This window comes from Mycobacterium sp. NGS39, assembly GCF_059812765.1.
Map to the genome: position 1 here is coordinate 134928 of NZ_JCALDH010000011.1, position 23227 is coordinate 158154.

Annotated in this window: 24 protein-coding genes and 1 pseudogene; 14 read left to right on the forward strand and 11 right to left on the reverse strand. The window is 68.2% G+C overall.

Annotated elements, in window-relative coordinates:
* Window positions 1-20 precede the first annotated feature (20 nt).
* The gene (locus tag AC5Y39_RS16595) at window positions 21-1127 is read left to right on the forward strand and encodes a branched-chain amino acid aminotransferase (RefSeq protein ID WP_500019752.1); all 1107 of its coding nucleotides are present in this window, start codon (window positions 21-23) and stop codon (window positions 1125-1127) included.
* On the opposite strand, the gene AC5Y39_RS16600 is transcribed toward AC5Y39_RS16595, so the two are convergent.
* Genes AC5Y39_RS16600 through AC5Y39_RS16615 form a run of 4 tightly spaced genes read right to left on the reverse strand, consistent with a single transcriptional unit; the run spans window position 1124 to window position 4063 of the window.
* A complete protein-coding gene (locus AC5Y39_RS16600) occupies window positions 1124-1846 on the reverse strand; it encodes an adenosylcobinamide-GDP ribazoletransferase (protein ID WP_500019754.1) in 723 nt (240 codons plus the stop codon). The genes AC5Y39_RS16595 and AC5Y39_RS16600 overlap by 4 nt on opposite strands.
* Window positions 1843-2889, reverse strand: coding sequence for a nicotinate-nucleotide--dimethylbenzimidazole phosphoribosyltransferase (gene cobT / locus AC5Y39_RS16605; RefSeq protein ID WP_500019756.1), 1047 nt, complete (start codon window positions 2887-2889; stop codon window positions 1843-1845). The genes AC5Y39_RS16600 and cobT overlap by 4 nt, the downstream gene beginning before the upstream one ends.
* A complete protein-coding gene (locus tag AC5Y39_RS16610) occupies window positions 2886-3380 on the reverse strand; it encodes a bifunctional adenosylcobinamide kinase/adenosylcobinamide-phosphate guanylyltransferase (RefSeq protein ID WP_500019758.1) in 495 nt (164 codons plus the stop codon). Before AC5Y39_RS16610 ends, cobT begins: the two co-directional genes overlap by 4 nt.
* A 5-nt stretch (window positions 3381-3385) precedes the next feature.
* Window positions 3386-4063, reverse strand: a complete 678-nt coding sequence (locus AC5Y39_RS16615) for a DUF3043 domain-containing protein (protein WP_500019760.1) — start codon at window positions 4061-4063, stop codon at window positions 3386-3388.
* A gap of 35 nt (window positions 4064-4098) precedes the next feature.
* Here AC5Y39_RS16615 and AC5Y39_RS16620 point away from each other — a divergent pair, with 35 nt between their 5' ends.
* Window positions 4099-5175: a glycerate kinase family protein gene (locus AC5Y39_RS16620; RefSeq protein WP_500019762.1), complete on the forward strand. Its 1077-nt coding sequence runs from the start codon at window positions 4099-4101 to the stop codon at window positions 5173-5175.
* A gap of 64 nt (window positions 5176-5239) precedes the next feature.
* Window positions 5240-5602: a HesB/IscA family protein gene (locus AC5Y39_RS16625; RefSeq protein WP_499911610.1), complete on the forward strand. Its 363-nt coding sequence runs from the start codon at window positions 5240-5242 to the stop codon at window positions 5600-5602.
* Between the two features lie 3 nt (window positions 5603-5605).
* Here AC5Y39_RS16625 and AC5Y39_RS16630 read toward each other — a convergent pair whose 3' ends face one another.
* Window positions 5606-6241 carry an Rv0361 family membrane protein gene (locus AC5Y39_RS16630; RefSeq protein ID WP_500019764.1) on the reverse strand — a complete coding sequence of 212 codons (636 nt, stop codon included), beginning with the start codon at window positions 6239-6241 and terminating at the stop codon, window positions 5606-5608.
* A 32-nt stretch (window positions 6242-6273) separates the two neighbouring features.
* Between AC5Y39_RS16630 and AC5Y39_RS16635 the strand changes: the two genes are divergently transcribed.
* Window positions 6274-7245, forward strand: a complete 972-nt coding sequence (locus AC5Y39_RS16635) for a carbohydrate kinase family protein (RefSeq protein ID WP_500019766.1) — start codon at window positions 6274-6276, stop codon at window positions 7243-7245.
* Here AC5Y39_RS16635 and asnB read toward each other — a convergent pair.
* Window positions 7242-9173, reverse strand: coding sequence for an asparagine synthase (glutamine-hydrolyzing) (asnB, locus tag AC5Y39_RS16640; protein WP_500019768.1), 1932 nt, complete (start codon window positions 9171-9173; stop codon window positions 7242-7244). The genes AC5Y39_RS16635 and asnB overlap by 4 nt on opposite strands.
* 153 nt (window positions 9174-9326) lie before the next feature.
* On the opposite strand from asnB, the gene ctaC reads away from it, so the two are divergent.
* The 4 genes from ctaC (at window position 9327) to AC5Y39_RS16660 (ending at window position 12347) form a co-directional block, all read left to right on the forward strand.
* Window positions 9327-10313, forward strand: coding sequence for an aa3-type cytochrome oxidase subunit II (ctaC, locus tag AC5Y39_RS16645; protein WP_500019827.1), 987 nt, complete (start codon window positions 9327-9329; stop codon window positions 10311-10313).
* A 9-nt stretch (window positions 10314-10322) separates the two neighbouring features.
* Window positions 10323-10742, forward strand: coding sequence for a cytochrome c oxidase subunit 4 (locus AC5Y39_RS16650; RefSeq protein ID WP_500019770.1), 420 nt, complete (start codon window positions 10323-10325; stop codon window positions 10740-10742).
* Window positions 10743-10890: 148 nt separating this feature from the next.
* Window positions 10891-11721 (forward strand): MmpS family transport accessory protein, encoded by an 831-nt coding sequence (locus AC5Y39_RS16655; protein ID WP_500019772.1) that lies wholly within the window; start codon window positions 10891-10893, stop codon window positions 11719-11721.
* A complete protein-coding gene (locus AC5Y39_RS16660) occupies window positions 11721-12347 on the forward strand; it encodes a DUF2561 family protein (protein ID WP_500019774.1) in 627 nt (208 codons plus the stop codon). The genes AC5Y39_RS16655 and AC5Y39_RS16660 overlap by 1 nt, the downstream gene beginning before the upstream one ends.
* On the opposite strand, the gene qcrB is transcribed toward AC5Y39_RS16660, so the two are convergent.
* Genes qcrB through ctaE form a run of 4 tightly spaced genes read right to left on the reverse strand, consistent with a single transcriptional unit; the run spans window position 12327 to window position 16661 of the window.
* Window positions 12327-14000, reverse strand: a complete 1674-nt coding sequence (qcrB, locus tag AC5Y39_RS16665) for a cytochrome bc1 complex cytochrome b subunit (RefSeq protein WP_500019775.1) — start codon at window positions 13998-14000, stop codon at window positions 12327-12329. The two genes, AC5Y39_RS16660 and qcrB, sit on opposite strands and share 21 nt — an antisense overlap.
* Window positions 13997-15163 carry a cytochrome bc1 complex Rieske iron-sulfur subunit gene (gene qcrA, locus AC5Y39_RS16670; protein ID WP_500019777.1) on the reverse strand — a complete coding sequence of 389 codons (1167 nt, stop codon included), beginning with the start codon at window positions 15161-15163 and terminating at the stop codon, window positions 13997-13999. The genes qcrB and qcrA overlap by 4 nt, the downstream gene beginning before the upstream one ends.
* The gene (gene qcrC / locus AC5Y39_RS16675; RefSeq protein ID WP_500019779.1) at window positions 15160-16053 is read right to left on the reverse strand and encodes a cytochrome bc1 complex diheme cytochrome c subunit; all 894 of its coding nucleotides are present in this window, start codon (window positions 16051-16053) and stop codon (window positions 15160-15162) included. The genes qcrA and qcrC overlap by 4 nt, the downstream gene beginning before the upstream one ends.
* Window positions 16050-16661: an aa3-type cytochrome oxidase subunit III gene (gene ctaE, locus AC5Y39_RS16680; RefSeq protein ID WP_500019781.1), complete on the reverse strand. Its 612-nt coding sequence runs from the start codon at window positions 16659-16661 to the stop codon at window positions 16050-16052. Before ctaE ends, qcrC begins: the two co-directional genes overlap by 4 nt.
* Window positions 16662-16747: 86 nt before the next feature.
* Here ctaE and trpD point away from each other — a divergent pair, with 86 nt between their 5' ends.
* The gene (gene trpD / locus AC5Y39_RS16685) at window positions 16748-17797 is read left to right on the forward strand and encodes an anthranilate phosphoribosyltransferase (RefSeq protein ID WP_500019783.1); all 1050 of its coding nucleotides are present in this window, start codon (window positions 16748-16750) and stop codon (window positions 17795-17797) included.
* On the opposite strand, the pseudogene AC5Y39_RS16690 reads toward trpD, so the two are convergent.
* A pseudogene (locus AC5Y39_RS16690) lies at window positions 17735-19606 on the reverse strand (DEDD exonuclease domain-containing protein); the annotation flags it as partial. The gene trpD and the pseudogene AC5Y39_RS16690 overlap by 63 nt on opposite strands.
* Between AC5Y39_RS16690 and AC5Y39_RS16695 the strand changes: the two are divergent.
* The 5 genes from AC5Y39_RS16695 (at window position 19599) to AC5Y39_RS16715 (ending at window position 23224) form a co-directional block, all read left to right on the forward strand.
* Complete coding sequence (locus AC5Y39_RS16695) at window positions 19599-19793, forward strand: hypothetical protein (protein WP_500019785.1); 195 nt, start codon at window positions 19599-19601, stop codon at window positions 19791-19793. The pseudogene AC5Y39_RS16690 and the gene AC5Y39_RS16695 sit on opposite strands and share 8 nt — an antisense overlap.
* Before the next feature lie 120 nt (window positions 19794-19913).
* Window positions 19914-21053, forward strand: coding sequence for a peptidoglycan hydrolase RipC (ripC, locus tag AC5Y39_RS16700; RefSeq protein WP_500019787.1), 1140 nt, complete (start codon window positions 19914-19916; stop codon window positions 21051-21053).
* Window positions 21022-21822, forward strand: coding sequence for a hypothetical protein (locus tag AC5Y39_RS16705; protein WP_500019789.1), 801 nt, complete (start codon window positions 21022-21024; stop codon window positions 21820-21822). The genes ripC and AC5Y39_RS16705 overlap by 32 nt, the downstream gene beginning before the upstream one ends.
* Before the next feature lie 11 nt (window positions 21823-21833).
* Complete coding sequence (locus AC5Y39_RS16710) at window positions 21834-22961, forward strand: glycosyltransferase family 4 protein (protein WP_500019791.1); 1128 nt, start codon at window positions 21834-21836, stop codon at window positions 22959-22961.
* Window positions 22962-22981: 20 nt separating this feature from the next.
* Window positions 22982-23224, forward strand: a complete 243-nt coding sequence (locus AC5Y39_RS16715; RefSeq protein ID WP_499911641.1) for a hypothetical protein — start codon at window positions 22982-22984, stop codon at window positions 23222-23224.
* Window positions 23225-23227 lie beyond the last annotated feature (3 nt).

Sequence of the window (23227 nt, forward strand, 5' to 3'; positions counted from 1 at the left end):
CCCGGACGTACAATCGCCGCATGGAAACCGGCCCTCTCGAGTTCACCGTCGAACGCAACCCGCATCCGGCGAGCGACGAGCAGCGGACCGCGATCATGACGAATCCGCCGTTCGGGCTGCATCACACGGATCACATGGTGTCGATCGACTACACCGACGGTGACGGCTGGCATAACGCGCGGGTGATGCCGTACGGGCCGATCGAGCTGGACCCGTCGGCGATCGTGCTGCACTACGCGCAAGAGGTGTTCGAGGGCCTGAAGGCCTACCGCTGGGCCGACGGGTCCATCGTCTCGTTCCGGCCGGAGGCCAATGCCGCCCGGCTGCGGTCGTCAGCGCGGCGGCTGGCCATTCCGGAGCTGCCCGACGAGGTGTTCATCGAGTCGCTGCGCCAGCTGATCGCCGTCGACGGCGCGTGGGTGCCGCCGGCCGGCGGGGAAGAGTCGCTGTACCTGCGGCCGTTCGTCTTCGCCACCGAGCCGGGACTCGGCGTGCGGCCCGCCAAGCAGTACCGCTACATGGTGATCGCGTCACCGGCCGGGGCCTACTTCCCGCGCGGCATCAAGCCCGTCAGCGTGTGGCTGTCCACCGAGTACGTCCGCGCAGCACCAGGGGGCACGGGTGCCGCGAAGTTCGGCGGCAACTACGCCGCCTCGCTGCTGGCCCAGGCCGAAGCCGCCGCCAACGGGTGCGATCAGGTGGTGTGGCTGGACGCCGTCGAGCGGCGCTACGTCGAAGAGATGGGCGGCATGAACCTGTTCTTCGTGTTCGGCAGCGGCGGCTCGGCGCGGCTCGTGACCCCCGAACTGACCGGCACGCTGCTGCCCGGCATCACGCGAGATTCGTTGCTGCAATTGGCCACCGACGCCGGATTCACCGTCGAAGAGCGCAAGATCGACGTCGATGAGTGGCAGAAGAAGACCGCGGCAGGGGAGATCACCGAGGTGTTCGCGTGCGGCACCGCAGCGGTGATCACGCCGGTGTCGCAGGTCAAGTACAGCGACGGCGAGTTCACCATTGCCGATGGGCAGCCGGGCGAAGTGACGATGGCGCTGCGCGACACGCTCACCGGCATCCAGCGCGGCACGTTCTCCGACACGCACGGCTGGATGGCGCGGCTCGATTAACCAATAGCCAGGCCCAGCGCCGTCAGCGTGGTGGTCAACTCGATTGCCCCGCCGAGAACGTCGCCGGTGACGCCGCCGAACCGGCGCACGGAGTGCGCGACCAGCAGCGCGGAGACGGCGAGCGCCGCCACTACGACGATCGGCCCTTGCCAGAGCAGTGGGGTGGCCAGTGCCGATCCAGCTGCCGCGACGAGCGTCCAGGCCACGACCACCGGCAGCGGCTGCGTGCCTGCCACCAGCCGCCCCAGCACGCTGCCCTGCGCCGCCGGTACGCCGCGCCGAGCCGCCCACACCGCGGCGAGCCGCCCGGTCGTCACCGCCGTCACCACCGCGGCAGGCGAGATGTCGGCGTACGCCAATCCCTGTGCGACCACCACGACGACGACCGCGGCCACCCCGAACGGCCCAGCCGAGCCGTCGCGCATCACCGCCAGCGCGCGCTCGGGCGGCCCGTAGCAACCCAGCGCGTCGGCGGTATCGGCTAGCCCGTCGACATGCAGGCCCCGAGTGGCGGCCAACAGCGCCGCGACCGTCAGCAGACCCGCCAGTGGGCTGTGCTGCCCGAACGCCCACTCAGCCGCCCAAAGCACCCCCGCTGCGAATGCGCCGAGCGCAACACCCACCACCGGAAGAGCGGTGAGCGTGCCGCGCCCCACCGTTGTCCCGCGCAGCGGCACCACCGTCGCGAATCCGAAAGCGCTTGCGACAGAACGGATCACGAGTTCGACGAGACCGAGGCTTCGTCGAACGTCGCCATCGACGCCAGCGTGGCGACCGCTGCCCGCAGGATTGGTAGCGCCACCAGCGCGCCGGTGCCCTCGCCGAGCCGCATGTTCAATTCGAGGATCGGTTCCAGTCCGAGTCGCGTCAGCGCCAGCGCGTGCGCTGGTTCGGTGGAGCGGTGCCCGGCTCGCCACCACTGCCGCGCACCCGGCGCGAGCAGATCGGCCACCAGCGCGGCGGCGGTCACCACGACGCCGTCGAGCAGCACCGGCGTGCGCCGCACCGCAGCCTGCGCATAGAAGCCGGCCATTGCAGCGAGATCCGCACCGCCGCAGTGGGTCAACAGCGCGACCGGATCACCGGCGTGGTGTCGTGCCCGGTACATCGCATTGCGCACGGCGGTGGTCTTGCGCATCCAGGCGGCGTCGTCGATCCCGGTGCCGCGTCCCACCGCCGCCACCGGCTCGGTGCCGGTGATTGCCGTGACCAAAGCCGTTGCGGGCGTGGTGTTTCCGATGCCCATATCGCCGGCGATCAGCAGGTCTGCGCCTGCGTCCACCTCCTCGTCGGCGATCCGCCTGCCAGCTTCGATCGCGGCCCGGGCCTCATCGGTGGTCAGCGGGTCCTCGACCGCGAGGTTGCGGCTGCTGCGGCGGACTTTGTGCGCACCTACCTGCGGGCTCAGCGGCGTTTCGCAATCGACGGCGATGTCGACCACCCGCACGCCGGCGCCGGCGGCTGCGGCGAGCGCGTTGACTGCGGCGCCACCGGCGGCCATGTTCGCCACCATCTGGGCGGTGACCTCCGGCGGGTACGCCGACACCCCGGCCGTCGCCACACCGTGGTCGCCGGCGAAGACCACGACCCGAGCGCGTTCGAATTGCCTTGGCGGGCAGAGACCTTGACAGCTAGCCACCCACACCGACAGTTCCTCGAGTCGGCCGAGCGAGCCGGGCGGTTTGGTCAGCGAATTCTGACGCTTGCGGGCCGCCGCGGCGACCTCGGCGTCGGGCGCAGCGATGTCGGCGAAGTCCGTCATTTCACCGCCACCGGTTGTCCCGCTATCACCAGCACCACGCGGTCGCACACGTCGGCGAGGCGTTGATTGAGCAATCCGAGTTCGTCGGCGAATCGCCGGCCGGATTCGGTGGCGGGCACCACGGTGAGGCCCACCTCGGGGCTGACGACGACCAGTGGCGCGGTGAAAGCCTCCACGGCAGAGAGTAATTCGTCAGCGTCAGCCCGATCGAGGTCGGCCGCCAGCCAGCCGCCGACGTCGTCGACCAGAGTTGCGGTGGTGGGGTTGCGGCGCAACAGCGTTGCGACGTCGGACGTTTCGACCGTCGACCAGTGCTGCGGCCGACGGCTCCGATGCTTGGCGACGCGCTCGGACCATGTGGGATCGAAGTTGGAAGCGGGCCCGGTGGCGATATAGCAGACACGTTCTTCTGCGGTCACGGATTCGGCGATCGCCGCCTCCGCCCATCGTGATTTGCCCGACCGGATTCCGCCGAGCACCAGTGTGCGCACGGCGCTTAGGTTACGGGGTCGCCGCGCTTGACTTGCGGCCGCGGTGCCCGCATCCGGCGCAACTGTGACGCGCGGCTCGCGGCGTAAAACCCCAGCCGCCAACCTGATTCGGTGTTCTTCGGGAACTTTGCGTCGACCAGCTTCTTCACTTTGCGGCTCAAGAGCACCGCGTCGACAAGCATGATCACCACCAACACCAGCATGCCGAGGGAAATCAGCGCGTTCATCTGCGGCGTCGGAATTGCCAGCATCAAAAACACCATGCCGAACGCGACCGGCATGAAAATGCCGAGGAGGTTGCGCCGGGCGTCGACCACGTCGCGCACGTAGCGGCGCACCGGTCCCTTGTCGCGGGGCAGCAGATAGCCTTCGTCGCCCGCCATCATCCGCTCCCGCCGCTGCGCCGACCGCTCGCGCTGCTCGGCGCGGACCTCCCGGCGTTCGGCGCGGGTCAGTTTGCGCCCCGCCACCTCCTTGCGCCGCCGCCTGGCCTCTGCAGCCGTCATCGGGGCGGGCGCCACCGGTCCGCGGCGTCTGGCGGCGTCACGCTTAGGCGTCGGCCGGCCTTTCGGTGCGGTGGTCTTGCGGGCTCCCTGCTGCGCGGCCGAGTCGAGGTCCGACTCGGCGGCATCACCGGCCGGCGGCTCTTGCGTCGACGGCTTCCTGCGGCCCAGCAGACTCACGCCGCCAGGGTACTTGCCCTTACAGTGCGGTGATCATGCGTGTGCTGATCGCTCCCGACTGCTTCGGCGACTCGCTGTCGGCCGTGCACGCCGCCGACGCGATCGCCGCCGGCTGGGCGCGGGCCCGACCTGACGACGAAGTGATCCGCGCGCCCCAATCCGACGGCGGCCCAGGGTTTGTCGACGTGCTCGCCGCCCGGCTGGGCGAGCGCAGGACGACGTGGGTCTCGGGTCCACTGGACGGTGACGTCGCGGCGAGCTGGGTGTTCGACGCCCCGACGGCGTACCTGGAATGCGCGCAGGCGTGCGGCCTGGCGCTGCTCGGCGGGCCGCCGACTCCGCAGACCGCGCTGGCGGCGCACACCCGCGGGGTGGGCCAGCTGATCGCCGCCGCGCTGGACGCCGGAGCCGGCCGCATTGTCGTCGGCCTTGGCGGCAGCGCCACCACCGACGGCGGTCGAGGCATGGTGGAAGCGCTCGCCGCGGACGTCAGTAGCACAGAAAGCTCCAGATTGGCGCGTGCGCGGGACCGGCTGGCCGGCACCGAGTTGATCGCGGCCACCGACGTCGAGCACCCGCTTCTGGGCGCGATGGGTGCCGCGCACGTGTTCGGCCCGCAGAAGGGTGCCGACGCACGCACCGTCGCCGTGCTCGAAGAGCGCCTGACCAGCTGGGCCGACGAACTGGACGCCGTGGCCGGCCGCCGTATCCGCGACCTGCCGGGTGCCGGCGCGGCGGGCGGGCTCGGGGCCGCGCTGCTGGCACTGGGCGCACGCCGGGAATCCGGCGCTGCGGTGATCGCCGCGCACACCGGGCTGGCACACGACCTCGCGGCCGCCGATCTCGTCATCACCGGGGAAGGCCGGTTCGACGATCAGTCGCTGCACGGCAAGGTGATCAGCGCGCTGGCCGCAGCGGCCGGCGGTACCCCGGTTCTGGTCTTGGCCGGGCAGGTGACCCTCGACGAGGTGACGCTGCAGCGGGCCGGCGTCGCCGCGGCATATTCGCTGGCTGAGTACGCGGGCTCGGTGGACGTGGCCATCGCCGACGCGGCGAACCAGTTGACGGGAATGGCTCACAGGGCTGCGCTGGAATACGGGAATAGCGGCTGAACAAGGTACCGTTGAACACGTGAGCTCGAAGGTTCGGGCGAGTCAAGCTTGTTGAGGAGACGCAATGACTGTTCAGGGCGAGTCGGCTACCGGCACGGCCACCCATGGCGTGATCCTGACCGACGCGGCGGCCGCCAAGGCCAAGGCGCTGCTCGACCAGGAGGGCCGTGACGACCTGGTCTTGAGGATTCAGGTGGAGCCCGGTGGCTGCGCGGGCCTGCGGTACAGCCTCTACTTCGACGACCGGTCGCTGGACGGCGATTTGACCGCCGAGTTCGGCGGTGTCACGTTGACGGTGGACCGGATGAGCGCGCCGTACATGCAGGGCGCCACCATCGACTTCGTCGACACGATCGAAAAGCAGGGCTTCACCATCGACAACCCGAACGCCACCGGATCGTGCGCGTGCGGGGACTCGTTCAACTGACGGTCAGTACTGACCCACGCCGCGCAGCAGGTACTGGCACACCAGCACCTGATCCCCCTGGGACAGCAGCTGCGCGGTGGCCTGTTCCTGGCGCTTCTGCGAACCCCTGGTGAGCGGGACGACCTGCATCGAGAACAGCACCTGCGCCTGGTACTGCGACAGGTAGACGATCTTGTCGATCGAGGTCACCTCGACGTTCGAGAACTGCTTGCGAAACGTGTCGGACAGCAGCCGCGCCAACGCCTGGTCTGACCGCTTGTCCTTGACCTTGTCGTAGAGCCCGCACAGCGTATTGCGGGCGACGGTGTCCGAATCGCCTCTCTCCAGGGCGGTGAGGTAGTTCTGGATCACAGATTTGGCCGCAGTTTCGCTGATCCGTCCGCCCGCAGCGGTGCTGCCGTCGCCGGAGCCCTCGTTGACCGCGTACACCACCGCTGTGACTGCGCCGGCCACCACGGCGAGCACCACCAGCACCGCCAGTACCAGCTGCCAGCGTCGCCGGCTCGGATACGGCACCGGCGGCGGCAGCGCACCGGGGTACACCGATGCGGCGGCGGGCTGATCTGGCCTGGGGGACGGGTCGCTATAGTTCGACGGACTAAGGGCAGGGTCGGAGTACTGCTGGTACGGGCCGGCCATGGTACGCAGGCTAGCGTGAAAAGGATGACCACGTGACGATTGCCGTGACCGGCTCCATTGCGACCGACCACCTGATGCGCTTCCCGGGCAGGTTCTCCGAGCAGCTGCTCGCCGACCATCTGCAGAAGGTTTCGTTGAGCTTTTTGGTCGACGATCTGGTGGTGCACCGCGGCGGCGTGGCCGGCAACATGGCGTACGCGATCGGCGTGCTCGGCGGCGATGCCGTGCTGATCGGTGCCGCCGGCATGGATTTCGCGGACTACCGCGAGTGGTTGCAAGAGCACGGCGTCAACTGCGACCACGTGCACATCTCGCAGTCAGAACACACCGCAAGGTTCGTCTGCACCACGGATCTCGAGATGGCCCAGATCGCGTCGTTCTATCCGGGCGCGATGTCGCAGGCCCGGCACATCTCCCTGGAGAAGGTCGTCTCCGCCATCGGCACACCGGATTTGGTGATCATCGGTGCCAACGACCCCGACACCATGTTCCTGCACACCGACGAGTGCCGCAGGTTGGGGCTGGCGTTCGCCGCCGACCCGTCACAGCAGCTGGCCCGCCTTTCCGGCGAGGAAATCCGCAGGTTGATCGACGGGGCCACCTACCTGTTCACCAACGACTACGAATGGGATCTGCTGCTGCAGAAGACCGGGTGGACCGAAGACGACGTGCTGGCGCAAGTCGATCTGCGCGTTACGACATTGGGGCCCAAGGGAGTTGACCTGGTAAGCCGCGACGGCAGCTCATTGCACGTGGGCGTGGTACCCGAGACCAGCAAGGTCGATCCGACCGGGGTCGGCGACGCCTTCCGGGCGGGCTTTCTCACCGGCCGCAGCGCCGGACTCGGGCTGGAGCGCTCGGCGCAACTCGGCTCTTTGGTTGCGGTCTTGGTGTTGGAGACCAACGGAACCCAGCAATGGCACTGGGATCGCGAGGCCGCGTTGTCGCGGCTCGCCGGCGCGTACGGCCAGGACGCGGCTGACGAGATTGCCTCAGCGCTTTAGATCTGGACCGGATACTGGGGTTCGCTGATCTGCGGCACGATGCTGCCCTCGACGAAGATCGCATGCCACAGCATGAAGATCAGCACCGTCCACAGCCGGCGGCTGTGATCGCTGGTGCCGGCCAGGTGCTCGTCGAGCATCCGGCGCACCGCGCCGACGTCGATCAGCTCGTCGGCCTGCGTGGTGGCGATCATCTGGTGCGCCCAGTCGAGTAGCTCACCGGCCTGCAACCAGTGCCGAATCGGCACTGGGAAACCGAGTTTCGGCCGGTGCAGCACATGCGCGGGCACGATCGGCTCCAACGCGCGCCGCAGCGCGTACTTGGTGGTGGTGCGGGTGATCTTCTGCCGCATCGGAAGCCGCGATGCGACCGCGAACACCTCCGGATCCAAGAACGGCACCCGAAGCTCCAGCGAATTGGCCATGGTCATCTTGTCGGCCTTGACCAGAATGTCGCCCCGCAGCCAGGTGAACAGGTCGAGATGTTGCATGCGGGCCACCGGATCCCAGTCACGGGACTGCTCGTACACCGAGGCGGTGACGTCGGTGTGGGTCCATTCCGGCCGGAAGTTCTTCAGCACCGCACGCAGCGCAGGATCGGAGAAGCTGCGCGCGTTGCCGTAGTAGCGCTCCTCGAGGGTTTGCGATCCCCGATGCAGCAGGCTCTTGCCGCGCATGCCTTCCGGCAGCGGTGCGGACACCTTACGCATCGACCGGCGCACCTTCCCGGGAAGGTACTCGAAAGGCTTGAGCGACAAAGGTTCTCGATAGATCGTGTAGCCGCCGAACAGTTCATCGGCGCCCTCGCCCGACAGCACCACCTTGACGTGTTTGCGTGCTTCGCGGGCGATGAAGAACAGCGGCACCAGCGCCGGGTCGGCCACCGGTTCGTCGAGATACCAGACGATCTCGGGCAACGCTTCGACGAACTCGGCGGGGGAGACGACCTTCGAGACGTGCCGGGCGCCGATCGCCTCGGCCGACGCCACCGCGACGTCGACCTCCGAAAACCCTTCGCGCTCAAAGCCTGTGGTGAACGTGATCAGCCGCGGATTGTGACGGATGGCCAGCGCGGCGATGGCCGTGGAGTCGATGCCGCCGGACAGGAAGGCGCCCACAGTGACGTCGGCGCGCATGTGCTTGGCCACCGAGTCCTCGAGCACGGCGGTGATCTCGTCGTAGCGGGCCTGTTCGCTCCCGTTGACGAACGGCACCGCGGCGAACCTCGGCTGGAAGTAGCGGGTGCTCTGCGGCGGCTGCCCAGGGCGGATGACGGCGTAGCAGCCCGATTCCAGGCGTCGGATACCGCGGTGCAGCGTCTCCGGCTCGGGCACGTACTGCAGCACCGTGTAGTGCTGCACGGCGCGTTCGTCGAGCGTGAGGTCGGCGCCCAGCACGCCGGCGAGCTCCTGAAGGCATTTCTTCTCGCTGGCCACCGCGGTGCCGCCCGGTCCGGTCGCCATGAACAGCGGCTTGATACCGAACGGGTCACGTGCGCAGAACAGTTCGCCTCGTGCGGTGTCCCACAACGCGAACGCGAACATCCCGCGCAGCCGCGAGAGCGCGTCGGCGCCCCAGTAGTGATAGGCCGCAATGATCGCCTCGCCGTCGCCGTCGGTGTGAAACACCGCGCCGTGCTCGGCGGCCAGCTGCGCCCGCAACTCCAGGTAGTTGTAGATCTCTCCGTTGAACACCAGCACGTATCGGTCGGCTTCGTCGGCCGGCCCCCAGCGCAGCGGCTGATGGGAGTGCTCGATGTCGATGATCGACAGCCGGTTGAACCCGAACACCACCTGCGTAGACGACCACGTGCCCGGCTCGTCAGGGCCCCGGTGGCGCATCAGATGCGACGCTTCGGCGACCTCGTCGACCAGCTCGGCGGTGCCTCCGGCCGACGGGTCACGCACCAGGGCCAGCAGTCCGCACATCGCGCCAAGTATGGCACCGCGGAGTTGCCCGGTCGCCTCACTGCCTCGACAAGGGGTGGTCTACGCTGCGTAGTAGCAACATCCCAACCGTTCGCCCTGACCACCACAGGAGGCGCCCACGTGAGACGGCTGCGGCTTCTCGGCTTGACGGTCATGCTCAGTGTGGCAGCCGTCACGCTGTCCGGGTGCAACGCCTACGACGCGCTGAAATTGGGCTGGCCGGACGGCATCACGCCCGAAGCCCACGACAACATGAAGCTGTGGATCGGCTCGCTGATCGCCGCGTTCGTCGTCGGGATCATCGTCTGGGGCCTGACGTTCTGGAGCGCGGCGTTCCACCGCCACAAGAAGGGCCAGACCGAGCTGCCGCGGCAGTTCGGCTACAACATGCCTCTCGAGCTGGTGCTGACGGTCACGCCGTTTCTGATAATCGCGGTGCTGTTCTACTTCACCGTCGTCGTGCAGGAACGGATGCTGAACAAGGACCCAGACCCCGAGGTGGTCGTCGACGTGACGGCGTTCCAATGGAACTGGAAGTTCGGCTACCAGAGCGTGAACTTCAAGGACGGCACCTACCGCAAAGACCTCGCCGACAACGAGCGCAAGCTGGCTCAGGCCTCGAAGCCGGAAGGTAAGGACAAACACGGCGAGGAGCTTGTCGGGGCGATCCGCGGCAAGAATCCCGAGGACCGCAGCTACCTCAACTACGACAAGGTCGAGACGCTGGGCACCAGCGACGAGATCCCGGTCCTCGTGCTGCCCGCGCACAAACGCATCGAGTTCCAGCTGGCCTCGGCCGACGTGGTGCACTCGTTCTGGATCATCGACTTCCTGTTCAAGCGCGACGTGCTGCCCGACCCGGACGCCAACCACACCGACAACAAGTTCCAGGTCTCCGAGATCGAGAAGACCGGCGCGTTCGTCGGGCGCTGCGCGGAGCTGTGCGGCACCTACCACGCGATGATGAACTTCGAAGTGCGCGTGGTGGAGCCCAACGACTTCAAGGCCTACCTCGACGCCCGGCTGGCCGGAAAGACCAATTCGCAGGCGCTGCAGACGATCGGGCTGCCGCCTGCGGCCATCACCACCAAACCGTTCGACACGCGCCGGGGTGAACAGTCCCTGTCGGCGCCGAAGTAAGGACACGCCATGCATATCGAAGCCCGGCTGTTCGAGATCCTGACGGCCTTCTTTGCGCTGGCAACAGTGGTCTATGCGTTTCTCACCGCGTATTTCTTCTCGGGCGGCGTCGAGTGGGCGGGCGTGACCGCACTGGTGATGACCACCGGACTGACGTTGATCATCGGAACCTTCTTCCGGTTCGTCGCGCGTCGGCTCGACACCCGGCCCGAAGACTACGAAGACGCCGAGATCGCCGACGGCGCAGGGGAATTAGGCTTCTACGCGCCGCACAGCTGGTGGCCGATCATGGTGGCACTGGCCGCCTCGGTGGCCGCGGTGGGGGTGGCGTTGTGGCTGCCGTGGCTGATCGTCGCCGGCGTGGTGTTCGTGCTCAGCGCGGCGGCCGGTCTGGTGTTCGAGTACTACGTCGGGCCCGAGAAGCACTAGCGGCCGTCCCAAGGTCACAATCCGGCTCCAAGTTCCGGCCGGGAGGCTGCGGGAGGAGTCGACCGCCCGGTGCCGTTGGGTAGTGTTGCCACGGGCATTCTGCGTGGCCCGCGCACCTGTAGAGCGGTAACTGAGAAGGAATCTAGAGATGAGCGGGCCGAATCCCCCAGGGCCTGAGGAGTCTTTCGGGGATGAGCCAGGCGGCGAGACCACCGACACAGGATTCTCCCGGGCTTATTCGGCTCCCGAGTCCGAACAATTCACCAGCGGCCCCTACATTCCCGCCGACCCGGCGCTGTACGACTACGACGTTTACGACGCGCCCGGATACGAGGAGCCGCCGCCGCCGCGCTGGCCGTGGGTGGTCGGCATAGCCGCCATCCTGGCCGCCGTCGCGCTGGTGGCCTCGGTGTCGCTGCTGGTGTTTCCCAGCCTCACGTCCAACCAGGCCGCGCCCTCCACCACGAAACCCTCGACGCCGCCGGTGCAGGACGAGATCAGCAAGTCGACGCCGCCTCCGCCGCCGCCGACCAGTGAGCCGCCTCCGCCGCCGCCCCCGACCGAGACGATCACCGTGACGTCCGAGGCGCCGCCGCCTCCGCCGCCGCCGAGCTCGGAGGCGCCCCCGCCGCCGCCGGCACCGTCGGCCGCACCGAGCAGCAGCGCACCCCCGCCGCCGCCGACCACTACGACCACCACCCCGGCCGGTCCGCGGCAGATCACCTACTCGGTGACCGGCACCAAGGCGCCCGGCGACATCATCACGATCACGTTCACCGACGCGTCCGGCCGCAGCCGCACCCAGCGCAACGTGTACATCCCATGGTCGTTCACACTCACCCCGATCTCGAATTCGGAGGTCGGTTCGGTCGAGGCGTCCAGCTTGTTCCGGCTGAGCAGGCTGAACTGCTCGATCACCGCCAGCGATGGGACAGTCCTGTCCCAACGAACCGACAACTCCCCAGTGACGAGCTGCTGATGGACCGATCCGATACCGTTTTTCGCACCCTGCTGATCGCCTGCGCGGTGGTCTGGCTTGCCGTGATCGGAGTCAGCGTCGCGGCGATCGTCGCGCTCGTCGAACTCGCCTCCGGTAGGGCGGGGGACCAGGCCGCCGACTCCGGCACGCCGTGGGGTCTCTACGTCGTCATCGCAGTCTCGGCGGTTTTCATCTTGGCGTCAATTCCGTTGCTGCTGAGGGCCCGTCGTGAAGCACAGCTGGAACCACCGCGCCGCGCGCCGGCGCCACCTCCTCCGGCGTATCCGCCCGTCGAGGCGACCACCGAGAAATTACGCGTGTTCGGGTCGGTCACCGACCCGGCACAGCGGCAAGCCGGGGGTGACCCTGCGGCGGCGTCGTCCAGAGTCGGTGGCCTGTCCGATGACGAGATGGACCACGTGTGGCTTCGCTTCACGCTGTCGATGGCCACGGCGATCGGCGCGGCGACCTTGGCGGTCGCGACGGCTACCTATTTTCTGGGCGTCCAGCAGGACAGTTCTGCATGGGCCGCGCTGACACTGGCGGGCATCATCACCGTGCTGATGCCGCTGATTCCATGGCGGCAGCTGCGTCGGCTGGACGCGTCAGTGGTGTCCGTTCGGTGACTCGCCGTCCCGCGACCCGTTCAACCCGTTGACGCTTTCCTGACGCTCGCGCACCGCGATGAGCGCCCGCTGTTCGGCGGCGTGCTGCGCCTCGGCCAGCGCCTGCTGCTCCGCCGGCGGGTCGGCCGTCAACAGGCTGCCCAGGCCAGGTGCACCGCCCAGGCCCAGCTTGTTCATCCGCTTGGGCACCGGGGCGCCCTGGTACTCCAGCGGAATGGGGTGGCCGTGCTCGTCGACCGGTCCGAGCGGCTGATGCAGTTCGATGTACGCGCCGTGCGGCAGCCGCTTGATGATGCCGGTTTCCACCCCGTGCTCGAGCACCTCACGGTCGCTGCGCTGCAGCGCAATTGCCCAGCGGTAGGCAATGAAGTACACGATCGGCGGCAGCACCACCATTCCGATCCGGCCGATCCACGTGGTGGCGTTCAGCGAAATGTGGAACTTCAGCGCGATGATGTCGTTCATCGCGCTCATGGTCAGCACCATGTAGAACGCGATCGCCATCGCGCCGATCGCGGTGCGCACCGGCACGTCGCGCGGCCGCTGCAGCAGGTTGTGGTGAGCGTCGTCCTTCGTAGCCTTCTTCTCGATGTAGGGCCACAGCGGGAGCAGCACGAACACCAGGCCCATGAGCAGCGCCACCCAGACCGGCGCGGGGATGGTGTAGTGGCCGATGTAGATCTCCCATGGCGGGAAGATGCGAGCCAATCCCTCGGTCCACATCATGTAGAAGTCGGGCTGCGAGCCTGCGGACACCTGCGACGGCTTGTACGGGCCGAGCTGCCAGATCGGGTTGATCTGCAGCAGGCCGCCCATCAGTCCCAGGATGCCGACGACGATCGCGAAGAACGCGCCCGACTTGACCGCGAACACCGGCAGAATCCGCACCCCGACCACGTTTTGTTCCGTGCGGCCCGGGCCGGGGAACTGCGTGTGCTTCTGGTACCAGACCAGCGCGAGGTGAACACCGATGAGCGCCAAGATGATTGCCGGGAACAGCAGCACATGCACGACGTACAGCCGCGGGATCAGGATGTCGCCGGGGAAGTCACCGCCGAACAGCGCCCAATGCAGCCAGGTGCCGATCACCGGCATTCCCAACGTGATCGAGCTCAGCGCGGCGCGCAGGCCGATGCCCGACAGCAGGTCGTCAGGCAGCGAGTAGCCGAAGTAGCCTTCGAACATCGCCAGGATCAGCAGCAGCGACCCGATCACCCAGTTCGCTTCGCGTGGCTTGCGGAACGCGCCGGTGAAGAAGATGCGTGCAAGGTGCACCATGATCGCCGCCGCGAACATCAATGCGGCCCAGTGATGGATCTGCCGCACGAACAATCCGCCGCGGACCTCGAAGCTGATGTCCAGCGCGCTCTCGTACGCACGCGACATCTGCACGCCGTTGAGTGGTTGGTACACACCGTGATACGTGACTTCGGTCATCGACGGGTCGAAGAACAGCGTCAGGTAGACGCCGGTCAGCAACAGCACGATGAACGAATACATCGCGATCTCGCCGAGCAGGAACGACCAGTGGGTGGGGAAGACCTTGTTGATCTGGCGCTTCATCCCCGCGGCGAGGTGGTAGCGCTGATCCATCGCCTCCGCCTGATGGGCGGCGATGTCACCGAGTTTCGGGGGTTTCAGTGAAGGACTCATGTTGTCTTCCGTTCCCAGAATGCCGGCCCAACGGGCTCGATGAAGTTGCCGTTGGCTACCAGATACCCGTCCTTATCGACCGTGATCGGCAGCTGCGCCAATGCCCTGGCGGCAGGGCCGAAGATGGGCTTGGCGAAGTGCAGCAGGTCGAATTGCGACTGATGGCACGGGCACAGGATGCGGTAGGTCTGCTGCTCGTAGAGCGAGGCGGGGCAGCCCAGGTGCGAGCAGACCTTGGTGAACGCGAAAAGGTCGCCGTAGTTGAAGCTTTCCTGCCCTTGGCGTTTGACGACCTTGTGCATGTCATTGGGCTTGATCCGGATGAGCATCACCGGATTGCGAACGCCCATCGCGATTTCCGTGAGCTTCTCGTGCGACTCGACGGTGCTGCCGTCGCCGTCCGACTCCCGCCACGGGAACACGGTCATCATGCCGCCCGCGTCGAGGTCCTCCGGCCGCACCTTGATGAACGGCGACTCACCCGGCCGGCCCGTGGCAGTCGCCAAAAAGATCGTCTCGCCCTTGTACCGCGGCGTCCATCCCGACGTCCACAGCACCGCGGTGGGCCCTTCGGAGGTTTGCACCACCGGCTTCCACGGATTCTTGATGAGGCCACCGATGAACGCCACCACGGTGCCCAACCCGAAGGCGCCCAGGGCGACTCCGAACGAGGTCTTGATCACCTTGCGGCGGCCAATCGTCGAAGCGTCCAAGGTCTCGGTCAGCTCGGCCACGATGGTCTTGCGATTGACCTCGGACGACGGCCCGTCGTGGCGGTCCTGCACCACGATCTCTTCCGGGATGAACCGCTTCTGGTAGAGCACGGCGCCTATGCCGATCGACAGGATCGACAAGCCGAACGTCAGCCCGTACAGAGGCGTGGTCAAGGTGTAAAGCAGGCTGCCGGGAGCGTTCTGCGGCTTCCACTCCCACGGCCAGAACAAGAAGATCAGCAGAAGCGCCAGACCGGAGAAGCCGCCGAGCAGCAGCCAGAACGCGACCCCCCGCTCCGCGCGCTTTTCGGCGCGCGTGCCCTCCACCGGCCAGCGCGGCTCCTTGTAGAGGACCTCGACACCGTCGAGTTTGGTGCCGAGCCGCACCAGCTCGTCGCGGTCCATCTCATTGAGCTCTTGATCGCTGGGCACCTTCGGCGTTTCCGTCATGTTGAGCGTGCTCCGATCCACAGGGCGGCGGCGATAACTCCCACGATTCCTATCAACCACATCGCCCAGGCTTCCGACGTCGGCCCGAACCCACCCAGGCCGTACCCGCCCGGGTTCGGGACCTCAGAAGCCATCTTCACGTAGGCGATGATGTCCTTTTTCTCCTCCGGCGTGAGCTGGCGGTCGGAGAACTTCGGCATGTTCTGAGGTCCGGTGAGCATCGCAGTGTAGATCTGTGCCGGGTTCGGCTCGGCCAGGTCCGGGGCATACTTCCCCGACGAAAGCGCACCCCCCTTCCCGGTGAAGTTGTGGCAGGACGCGCAGTTCAGCCGGAACAGGTCGCCGCCACGGGCGACGTCGTCGCCGATCAGCGACTCCATCGCGATCTTGCCGTTCTGGTCGCGCGGCACCGTCGGACCGCCGCCGTTGGCCTGTACGTAGGCCATCAGCGCGTCGATCTGGTTCTCGTCGAAGGCTGGCGGCTTGCGGGGCGCCTGCTGATTCTGGCTGGCCAGCGGCATGCGCCCGGTGGACACCTGGAAGTAGACCGCCGCCTCACCGACGCCGACCAGGCTGGGGCCGCGCTCAGCGATGCCCTGCAGGTTCGCCCCGTGGCAAGACACACAGGACGTCTCGTAAAGCTGCTTGCCGTTGCGCACCAGCGCCTCTTGGGACTGGTCGGCGACGGCCACCTGCGGCTTGGGGGTGAGCGTGGCGGCCAAGCCACCGGCAATGAACAGCGCGGCCAACAGCAGCAGGCCGGCCGACAGCCGTCGGCGCAGCCGCCGACGGGACCGGCTGGTCGGGCCGAACCGGGCAGAAGCCGTCTTGCTCTTCGCGTCCGCGCCTGACAACTGGGCTCCCTTCACCTTCCCTGTGCTGCGGGTCATCGGACGAAGTAGATGGTGGCGAACAACGCGATCCAGACGATGTCGACGAAGTGCCAGTAGTACGAGACGACAATCGCCGCGGTGGCCTGCGCAGGAGTGAACTTGCTCAGTGTGGTGCGGATCAGCAGCAAGATGAACGCAACCAACCCGCCGATGACGTGCAAGCCGTGAAATCCGGTGGCCAGGTAGAACACCGAGCCGTAGGCGCTGCCGGGGATGGTGGTGCCGTGCTGCACCAGGTGGATGTACTCGTAGCCCTGGCCGGCGATGAAGAAGGCGCCCATCAGGAACGTGACCACATACCAGCGGCGCAGCCCGAACACGTCCCCGCGCTCGGCGGCGAACACGCCCATCTGGCAGGTGAACGACGACGCGATCAGCACCAGCGTCACCGGAACCGCCTGGTACAGGTTCAGTTCGGTGGGCGGCGGCGGCCAGTTGCCTGCGGCCTGGGCACGGGCAGTGAAGTACATCGCGAACAATCCAGCAAAGAACATGAGTTCGCTGGAAAGCCAGACGATCGTGCCGACACTGACCATGTTCGGCCGGTTCAGGGAATGTACTCGCGACGTGATCGCGGTTCCGGAGGTCCCTACAGCGCTCGTCACAAAAGAAGTATGACGCTTTGTAGTTGTCGGATTCCAGCGGGGGACCCTTTTGGTCACAAAGTGATCGCACGTGGGACCATCTGCGCGTGACGGCATTGTCGTGGCCGCAGGTGCTCGCAGCGCTGACCTCCGGGAATGAGCTCCAACCCGGAGGCGCGGCCTGGGCTATGGAGCAGGTGATGACGGGCGCGGCCACCCCCGCTCAGATCGCCGCGTTCGGTGTCGCGATGAAGATGAAGGGCCCTACCGCCGCCGAAGTCCGTGAGCTCGCCGACACCATGCTGGCACACGCGCGCAGACTGCCGGGGACGCAGCTGGGGTCGGACGCCGTAGACGTCGTCGGCACCGGGGGCGACGGGTCCAACTCCGTCAACCTGTCGACGATGGCTGCAATCGTGGTGGCTGCCAACGGTATTCCGGTGATCAAGCACGGCAACCGCGCCGCGTCGTCGCGCAGCGGCGGCGCAGACGTGCTGGAGGCGCTCGGCGTGCGCATCGACCTGTCGCCCGACGACGTCGCGCGCAGCCTCACCGAGGTGGGCATCGGGTTCTGCTTCGCGCCGCTGTTTCACCCGTCGTTCCGCCACACCTCTGTCGCGCGGCGCGAGGTCGGCGTCCCCACGGTGTTCAATCTCCTTGGGCCGCTGACCAATCCGGCGTTGCCGCGAGCCGGTCTGGTCGGTTGTGCGTTCGACGAGCTGGGCGAGGTGATGGCCGGCGTGTTCGCCGAGCGCGGGTCCAGCGTGTTGGTGGTCCGCGGCGACGACGGCCTCGACGAGCTCACCACGACCACCACGAGCACGGTCTGGCGGGTGCGGGCCGGGACGGTGACCAAGCTGAGCTTCGACCCCAGCGAGTTCGGGATCGCCAAGGCCGAGTTGGCGCACCTGCTCGGCGGCGACGCCGAGCAGAACGCCGAGGTCGCCCGATCGGTGCTGGCCGGCGCCGCCGGCCCGGTGCGCGACGCGGTGCTGCTCAATGCCGCCGGGGCGATGGTGGCGCACGCCGGGCTAGCCGGCGACGTCGAGTGGCGTTCCGCCTGGGAGTCGGCGTTGCAGCGGGCCGCTACCGCGATCGACTCGGGGGCGGCCGAACACCTGCTCGCGCGTTGGGCGCGGTTCACACAGAAGGTCTAGCGTCCCTTCGAACGCTTGAATGTCTTGCTCCGCAGCCAGTTTGGCCGAGCGCGCAGCCGCGGCCCAGGCCGCCCACGGGCCCGCGCTGGCCATCGGGACCGCATAGCCGCGTTCGGTCCGCACAATCCGCACGCCGGGCCTCTCGAGCCATCGGGCGATCAGCGCGGACTCTTCGACTAGCGCGCCACCGAGCGGCGCGTCGGCCGGCAGAACCGTCTGCGCACCCGCGCACGCCGCGTCGACCACCGGCATCGGCGGCACGCCGCGTGGCGCGGTGACGGCGGCGGCCAGTTGGGCGTGCCGGATCACCGCGATGTGCCAGCCGCCCTCGCCGTCGGGCGCGGCTGCGACGAGCTCGGGGATCTCGGCGAACGCGCGCAGCCGCTGTGCCCGCCACAGCACCTCGACCGCCGCGGCCGCGTGATCCCGCAGCCGGCCGGCTGATTCGTAGTGGCCTCGCGCGGCGAGTTCGGCGATCCGCTCCGCGATCGCCGCCAGCGCTGCGTTGTCGCGGCCGTCGATCAGCGCTTCGGCGCGTCGCGGAGCGTCGGCGTAGTCGGCAGCCGAAAGCCCGCGGGTCGCCGGGCAGGGTGACACCTCCCGTTCGGGGCAGCTCGGGCCGTGGGTGGCGGAGCGGCCCAGCCGTGTGCTGCAGGTGCGCACTCCGGTGAACCGCGCCAGCAGTGCAGCGGCGTCGGCGGCGTCGGTGCGGGAGCGAAACGGGCCGACGACGCGGCTGCTCCGCGGTTCCCGGACCACGGTCAACCGCGGGAACGCCTCGTCGGACAGCGTCAGCCACCACCAGCGGCGCGGGAACCGTGAGCGCCGGTTGTAAGGCGGCGCGTGCGCGGCCAGCAGCCGCAGCTCGCGCACCCCGGCCTCCAGCGCATGCGCGCACTCGACCACGTCGACGCCGGTGGCCAGCGTCACCATCTCGCTGATCCGCGCCCGGCTATCGGCGCCGGTGAAGTACTGGCTGACACGGCGTTTGAGGTTCACCGCGGTGCCGATGTAAAGAACTTCTGCTGCCGGGCCGCGGAACAGGTACACCCCCGGCCGCGGCGGCACGCCGTCGGCCAGCACGCGTTTACGTCGTTGCGCCGCAGTGACATTCGGCAGATACGCCCGCAGGTCGGTGTAGGTGTGCACGCCCTGGTTGCCCACCCGCTCGATGAGCGCGTGCAACACGTCGACGGTGGCGCGCGCGTCGTCGAGCGCGCGGTGGGTGGGCTGACACGAAACCGAGAACAGCTTGGCGAGCGCGGCCAGCCGCACGCTGGGCGCCTCCTCCCGCGACAGCACCCGTCGGGCCAGCCGCACGGTGCACAGCACCGGCGCACGTGGCCATGTGATGTCGCAGCGCCGCGCCGCAGCCTTGAGGAAACCGACGTCGAATCCGGCGTTGTGGGCGACCAGCACGGCGCCGCGGGCGAACTCGAGGAACATGGGCAGGACTGCGTCGATTTTCGGTGCGTCCGAGACCATCGCGCTGGTGATGCCGGTCAGCTGCACGATCTGCGGTGGGATCACGCAACCGGGGTCCACCAGCGTCGCGAACTCGCCGAGCACCACGCCGCCCCGCACCTTGACCGCCCCGATCTCGGTGATCGCGTCGGTGGCCCGCCCGCCGGTGGTCTCGAGATCAACCACCACGAACGTGGTTTGAGCCAGCGTCACTTCCGCCGCAGGGTCCACGTCGGCGAAGCTGAGCTGCTCCATGACCATTGACGCTAGGCAGGGGCACTGACACCGCCCGGGATTTGCGCGGAACCTGTCGGTGGGTGTCGCTACCGTCGCGGCCATGATCATTGACTGCGACGACTGCGCCGTGCGGGGCGCCGCCTGCAAGGAATGCGTGATCAGTGTTCTGATCGGTGTTCCGGGCTCACTTCAAGACGACGAGTGCGCGGCGCTGGAAGCGCTTGCCGAAGCGGGGCTTGCGCCGCGGCTGCGGCTGGTTCCGATTCGGCGGCGGGAAGACCCTGGCGTTGCGTGACTTCTAAGATTGCCTCTTAGATTCGCCTGCCTGTTGGACAAGGTGGATGCCGTTTCGTAACCTATCTGAGACCTAAGCAGCTACGGGCCTCGGCCACGGCACTCGAAGGATTCTCCGACTTTGAGATCTGATCGTGCGCGGTGGATCAGCCGCCGTTCCAGGCGATCGATAATCGTTGCGACAGCAGTACTTTCATTATTCGGCAGCATCCTCGCGGGCAGCGGGCATGCCGATCCGGCTGACGACGCGTTGGCCAAACTCAACGAACTGTCACGGCAGGCTGAGCAGACCACCGAAGAGATGCACACGGCCCAGCTTGATCTGGACCGCAAGCTCGCCGCGCAGAAAGCCGCCGAGCAGAAACACGACGCCGACGTGGCGGCCGTCGAGTCCGCCAAGGCGCAACTGACGGGATATCAGGCCACGGTCGACAAGCTGGCCGCGGCGATGTACATGGGCGGCCACACCGACAGCTTCAGCGCGATGATGACCGCCGATTCGCCGCAGCACCTCATCGACCAGATGACCGCACAAGAGGTGGTGGCCAGCGAGATGTCGGCGCAGATGGCCAGCTACCGTTCGCTGAGCCAGAAGGCCGCCGCGGCCGAGGCGGCGTCGGCCAAGTCCGCTGATGCGGCCCGCGTCGCCGCCGAGCAGGCCGCCGCAGTGCGCGCCGACGTGCAGGCCAAGCAAAGCAAGCTGCAGACGCAGATCGCGGTGGTCAAGTCGCAGTACCTGGCGCTCAGCCCCAACCAGCGGGCCGCATTGGGCGCTCCGCCGCAGGCGCAGGCCACGCTGCCCGACGCGCCGGAGGCGCTGCCGAACCTGCCGCCGCCGGACGTCTCGATCAACGCGATGCCCGCTCCCGAGGGCGCCGTGCCGCCCAACGGCGACGTCGCCGCGCCGGGCGGCTCGCCGGAGGCCGCGATCGTCGTGCAGGCTGCGCTGAGCCGAATGGGTTCGCCGTACTCGTGGGGCGCCGAGGGCCCCAACGCGTTCGACTGCTCGGGCCTGGTGAAGTGGGCATTCCAGCAGGCCGGTGTCTCGCTGCCGCATTCCAGCCAGGCGCAGGCCGCCGGCGGGCAGCCGGTGTCGCTGTCGGACATGCAGCCCGGTGACGTCGTCACCTACTACGGCGACGCGTCGCACGTCGGCCTCTACATCGGCGACGGGATGATCGTGCACGCGTCCACCTACGGCACACCGGTGAAGGTGGCGCCAGTGGGCAATGCGCCGATCTACAACGTCCGCAGGTACTGAGCACCCGCACCGGCGCCTGCTGACCGCCGCTCTGGGCCTGATCTTGGTCGGCCAGATCGTAGCGGCCGCACTGTTGCTCGGCCGCTCACCCGCACCGACCGCCGCTCCTGCGCACATGATGCGGCTCGTCGACCGCGGCGCGCCCGCAGAACTGCCGGGCCGCATCGCCGCGGAGATGCCCGACGCCGTCGCCGCGGTGTCGGCTTTCTGGGGCGACGACTGGCCCCGCGAAATCGTCGTCGTCACCACCGGCAGCGACACCGACTTCGCCAGCCAGACCGGGCAGCCGAACCGCGACTGGACCGGAGTGGCCGCGGTCGCGGTGGCCGACCACGTGGACGTCGGCCGGCGCGAAGCGTCCGGGCAGCGGATCGTGTTCGCCCCCGGCGCCGCTGCGATGAGCCGGCACGCCTTGCGGATTGTGTTGCGCCACGAGCTTTTTCATTACGCCGCCCGAGCCGATACGACGCTCGACGCGCCGCAGTGGCTGACCGAGGGCGTCGCCGACTACGTCGCGCGCGGCCCTGCGACGCCGCCCGGGCAGACCGCGGTGCCGGCACGGCTGCCGTCGGACGCAGAACTCGACTCGGTCGGCGCGGGCCGGTCGGCGGCCTACGACCGCGCTTGGTGGTTCGCGACGTTCATCGCCGACGCGTACGGCACGCCTGCGCTGCGCCGGCTCTACCTATCGGGTGGAGACCCGCAGGCCACGCTGGGAGTGGGATGGGACGTGCTGCTTGCGCGCTGGCAGCGCTGGCTCGCTGGGTAGATTGGTCAGCCGTGTCGCGGGTCCTGCTGGTCACCAACGACTTTCCTCCGCGTCCCGGCGGCATCCAGGCCTATCTCGAGGCGCTGACGCATCACCTGGCCCAGACGGCTGCGCACACGCTGACGGTCTATGCGCCGCACTGGAAGCGCGCGGAAAGCTACGACCGGAACGCCCCGTTCGACGTCATCCGCCACCCAGGGACGCTGATGCTGCCGGTTCCCGACGTCGACGCGCGGATGCGCGCACTGATTGCCGAACGGGGCATCGAGACCGTGTGGTTCGGGGCAGCCGCGCCGCTGGGGCTGCTGGCGCGGCGTGCCCGCAAGGCCGGTGCGCGGCGGGTGCTGGCCAGCACGCACGGGCACGAAGTGGGCTGGTCGATGTTGCCGGTGGCGCGTTCGGCGCTGCGCCGCATCGGCGAGGACAGCGACGTGGTGACCTACGTGAGCCGCTACACCCGCGACCGGTTCGCGTCGGCGTTCGGCCCCAGGACGTCGCTGGAACACCTGCCGCCGGGCGTCGACGCGGACCGGTTCCGTCCCGACCCGGCCGCGCGAGCGGAGATGCGCACGCGCTACGGGCTGGGGCAGCGGCCGGTGATCGTCTGCCTGTCGCGGCTGGTGCCGCGCAAAGGCCAGGACATGTTGATCCGCGCGCTCCCGGCGATCCGGTCGCGGGTCGACGGCGCGGCGCTGGTGATCGTCGGCGGCGGCCCGTATCTGGACAGGCTGCGCCGGCTCGCCCGCGGCACCGGCGTCGACGAGCACGTGACATTCACCGAAGGTGTGCCGGCCGCTGAGCTGCCCGCCCATCATGCGATGGCAGACGTGTTCGCGATGCCCTGCCGCACCCGTGGCGCCGGACTCGACGTGGAGGGGCTGGGCATCGTGTACCTGGAAGCGTCGGCGACGGGAGTGCCCGTGGTGGCCGGCCGGTCCGGGGGAGCACCCGAGACAGTGCAGGAAGGCCGCACCGGGTTCGTCGTCGACGGTCGCTCGACCGACCAGATCGCCGACGCGCTCAGCCGCATCCTGGCCGACAGGGATCTGGCGGATCGCATGGGCGCGGAAGGGCGGCGCTGGGTGCTGGACCGCTGGAACTGGACTCGGCAGGCCGCGCGGCTCGCCGAACTGCTCTAGGCACCGGCTAACCTTTCGTCATGCGTCAGTACTTCTCTCGCTGGAAGCAGCCGACGAGGAGGGACATCACCGCCGCCATCCTGGTGTGCGGCCTGGCGGTGATCGGCATTTCCTGGGGCGTCAACGAAGCGGAGAAGCACTCTCAAGAAGCCAAGAAGGCCAAGTACGAGAACTGCTTGCACGAAGCCGAGGCCAAGCACGTTCTCCCGCTGGCGAGCCTCGACGAGATCGAGGCGTGCAAGTACCAGGCCGGCTTCAAGTAGGCC

Bases quoted from the DNA above. Each gene is read 5' to 3' on its own strand.
- AC5Y39_RS16655 (WP_500019772.1), top strand. From the start codon at position 10,891: ATGAGCGGGCCGAATCCCCCAGGGCCTGAGGAGTCTTTCGGGGATGAG.
- AC5Y39_RS16660 (WP_500019774.1), top strand. From the start codon at position 11,721: ATGGACCGATCCGATACCGTTTTTCGCACCCTGCTGATCGCCTGCGCG.
- AC5Y39_RS16630 (WP_500019764.1), bottom strand. From the start codon at position 6,241: ATGGCCGGCCCGTACCAGCAGTACTCCGACCCTGCCCTTAGTCCGTCG.
- AC5Y39_RS16625 (WP_499911610.1), top strand. From the start codon at position 5,240: ATGACTGTTCAGGGCGAGTCGGCTACCGGCACGGCCACCCATGGCGTG.
- AC5Y39_RS16595 (WP_500019752.1), top strand. From the start codon at position 21: ATGGAAACCGGCCCTCTCGAGTTCACCGTCGAACGCAACCCGCATCCG.
- ctaC (WP_500019827.1), top strand. From the start codon at position 9,327: ATGCTCAGTGTGGCAGCCGTCACGCTGTCCGGGTGCAACGCCTACGAC.
- AC5Y39_RS16620 (WP_500019762.1), top strand. From the start codon at position 4,099: ATGCGTGTGCTGATCGCTCCCGACTGCTTCGGCGACTCGCTGTCGGCC.
- cobT (WP_500019756.1), bottom strand. From the start codon at position 2,889: ATGACGGACTTCGCCGACATCGCTGCGCCCGACGCCGAGGTCGCCGCG.
- qcrB (WP_500019775.1), bottom strand. From the start codon at position 14,000: ATGAGTCCTTCACTGAAACCCCCGAAACTCGGTGACATCGCCGCCCAT.
- qcrA (WP_500019777.1), bottom strand. From the start codon at position 15,163: ATGACGGAAACGCCGAAGGTGCCCAGCGATCAAGAGCTCAATGAGATG.
- AC5Y39_RS16650 (WP_500019770.1), top strand. From the start codon at position 10,323: ATGCATATCGAAGCCCGGCTGTTCGAGATCCTGACGGCCTTCTTTGCG.
- qcrC (WP_500019779.1), bottom strand. From the start codon at position 16,053: ATGACCCGCAGCACAGGGAAGGTGAAGGGAGCCCAGTTGTCAGGCGCG.
- AC5Y39_RS16695 (WP_500019785.1), top strand. From the start codon at position 19,599: ATGATCATTGACTGCGACGACTGCGCCGTGCGGGGCGCCGCCTGCAAG.
- AC5Y39_RS16715 (WP_499911641.1), top strand. From the start codon at position 22,982: ATGCGTCAGTACTTCTCTCGCTGGAAGCAGCCGACGAGGAGGGACATC.
- asnB (WP_500019768.1), bottom strand. From the start codon at position 9,173: ATGTGCGGACTGCTGGCCCTGGTGCGTGACCCGTCGGCCGGAGGCACC.
- AC5Y39_RS16705 (WP_500019789.1), top strand. From the start codon at position 21,022: ATGCGCCGATCTACAACGTCCGCAGGTACTGAGCACCCGCACCGGCGC.